The organism is Bacillus sp. LR_5, from assembly GCF_042709275.1.
The window spans coordinates 1-2,809 of record NZ_JAVAXX010000491.1 but is presented as its reverse complement, the minus strand read 5'-3'; the positions used below and the strand labels follow the sequence as shown (position 1 = coordinate 2,809).

The 2,809-nt window shown below is 45.4% G+C and carries 2 protein-coding genes and 1 pseudogene; all 3 read left to right on the top strand.

All coding sequences use genetic code 11. From position 1 onward, the window contains the following. Positions 1-106 (top strand): annotated as a pseudogene (locus RAC86_RS37520) (thiol-disulfide oxidoreductase ResA); the annotation flags it as partial. Next, positions 103-1,731: a cytochrome c biogenesis protein ResB gene (resB, locus tag RAC86_RS37515; protein ID WP_072566497.1), complete on the top strand. Its 1,629-nt coding sequence runs from the start codon at positions 103-105 to the stop codon at positions 1,729-1,731. The pseudogene RAC86_RS37520 and the gene resB, both read left to right, overlap by 4 nt. A 19-nt stretch (positions 1,732-1,750) precedes the next feature. Continuing rightward, on the top strand, positions 1,751-2,809 hold a 1,059-nt coding region (gene resC / locus RAC86_RS37510; RefSeq protein WP_377886838.1), incomplete at its 3' end, for a cytochrome c biogenesis protein ResC.

Here is a 2,809-nt window from a genome sequence, read left to right as displayed (position 1 = left end):
AATCAATCCGGAAGGAAAAGTTGTCAAGGTGGTGACCGGCACTATGACAGAAAGCATGATACACGATTATATGAATCTGATTAAACCCGGAGAGACTTCGGGATGAAGCAAGTCAAATGTGAATGCGGACATGTAAACCCGGTCGGAACCGTTCTATGTGAATCGTGCGGAAGAGCTCTCCAAGAAACTCAGCCTCCGCTTGCTGATATGAGATATGACGGAAGTGCAAGACGTTCACAAACCTATAACAAAACGATCATCGATAAAATTTGGAATTTCTTTTCTTCGGTTAAGGTGGGAATATGGCTTATCGTCATAACCCTTGCCGCATCAGCGTTCGGCACCATTTTTCCCCAAGAAGCTTATTTGCCTCCGGGCGCACAGGCTGATACTTATTACAAAGAGCAGTACGGCACGTTCGGCCAGCTTTATTATTTGCTCGGGTTTCATCATTTATATGGATCTTGGTGGTACCTGTTGCTCATTGCCTCGATCGGCATTTCACTTGTGATTTGCAGCCTCGACCGGGTCATTCCATTATACAGAGCGTTAAAAAACCAAGGTGTCAGAAGGAGTCCTGCTTTTTTAAGAAGGCAGCGCTTGTTCAGTGAAACGGATACTGTACTAGACGGGGAAGCAAAAGAAAAGATTGCTGCTCTCTTAAAGAAAAAGCATTATAGAATCAGAGAAAAACAGGGCAGCATTCTTGCCGAAAAAGGGCGTTTTTCACGCTGGGGCCCGTATGTCAACCACATTGGATTGATTATCTTTCTGATCGGTGCGATGCTGAGATTTGTGCCTGGCATGTACGTCGATGAGACGCTTTGGGTCAGAGAAGGCGAAACTGCAGCAATTCCGGGAACAGACGGAAAATATTATTTGAAAAACAATCAATTCAGCGTAGAGACCTATAACAGCAAAACAGAAAAAAAGGTATTCGCAGATGCCATTGACAGAGTCGGGGACGGGAGAGTAGCAAAGAACTTTCAAACAGATGCCGTACTTTACAAGAGAGAAGGAAAAATTGTTTATGGCGAGAAACCGAAGCTGAAAAAAGTAACAGAAGAGGACATCCGTGTCAATCAGCCGCTGCGTTTTGATTCCTTTTCCGTTTACCAGGTGGATTATAAAGAGAATCAGCTTGATCAAATGGTGTTCCAGCTAATAGACAAAAAAACAAAAAAATCCTTTGGGAGCTTGAAGATCAACCTTCTGGATCCAGATTCGGTTTATGATCTTGGTAACGGTTACAAAGTTGAAATTGCCAGCTACCTGCCAGACTTCTATTTTAATCAGGATGGAGAGCCTAGCACAAAAACAAAAATCCCTAACAACCCGGCTTTTGTCTTTAATATCATAACGCCGGACAAACCGAAGGGTGAAAAAAGCTTTGTTGCCATCCAAGAAACCATCGAAGGCTCCGGCAGCAATAAATACAAGCTGAAATTTGACCATGTTGAAACGAAAAACATTACCGGACTTACAGTCAGAAAGGATCTGACACTCTGGGTGCTTGCCGTCGGCGGAGCCATTTTTATGATCGGTGTCATTCAAGGTATGTACTGGCAGCACCGAAGAATCTGGCTGCACTCGCAGGACGGTGCAGTCATGGTGGCGGGGCATACGAATAAAAACTGGTATGGCCTGAAGAAGGATTTAGCCTTTGTATTGGCTGATTCCGGACTGACTGAACCGGAGGACCAAAAAGAATTAATCAAAACACAGAAATAGGCGAAAAGGGAGTGATGTCATGGCAGAGCTGAGCGGAAATTTTCTTTATGCGGCCTTTCTTGTGTATTTAATCGCTGTCCCGATTTTCGGCGGGGCCATACGCGGAAATAAAGATAAAAAGGGCAAGCCAAACCGATGGGCCAATATTGGAATCACTCTTTCTATTATCGGTTTTCTCTGCCACTTGGGATATTTCATCACTAGGTGGGCTGCCAGCGGCCATGCGCCTGTCAGCAATATGTTTGAATTCACCACCGCCTTTGGCATGATGCTTGTTTTGGCGTTTATTATCTTATATTTTATCTATAGATTGCCTTCGTTGGGCCTGTTTACGCTATCAATCGCTTTATTGCTGATCGCTTATGCAAGCATGTTTCCGACGGATATCTCACCCTTAATTCCGTCACTGCAGAGCAATTGGCTGTATATTCACGTAACAACAGCCGCGCTTGGGCAAGCTATACTTGCCATCAGCTTTGTCGCAGGTGTCATCTTTCTTTTAAAGCATGTAGACCAGACAAAACCAAGCAAAAAAACGTTCTGGCTTGAAGCGATTATGTTTATCCTGGTCACAACTGTCGCCTTTATTGCGATCACATCAGCATTTCGTATTGCAGGCTATGAAGCGGAGTTTAACTGGGTGGATAAAAATAAAGAAAAAAGCGTGATGGTGTACGAAATGCCTGCGCTTGTCGGCCCGCATCAGGGGGAGCTTTTGACCGAGGGGAGAATGGAGCCGCTTGCTGAGCTGCCTGCCCTTTTCTCAGGCAGAAAGGTGAACACCGTCATTTGGTCATTTGGAGCAGGGCTTGTTTTGTATGGCGGGCTTCGTCTGATCATCAGAAAAAGAATCAGCGCTCTGTTACATCCGCTGGTGAAAAACGTCAATCTTGATCTGGTGGATGAGGTTGGGTACAGGGCCGTTTCAATCGGGTTTCCAATCTTTACGCTCGGCGCGCTGATCTTTGCGATGATTTGGGCTCAGCTCGCGTGGACCAGATTTTGGGGCTGGGACCCGAAGGAAGTATGGGCGCTGATCACGTTTTTGTTCTATGCCGCTTACTTGCATTTAAGACTG

Excerpts from the sequence above, each read along its gene's own strand:
- resB (WP_072566497.1), top strand. The coding sequence starts at position 103 with ATGAAGCAAGTCAAATGTGAATGCGGACATGTAAACCCGGTCGGAACC.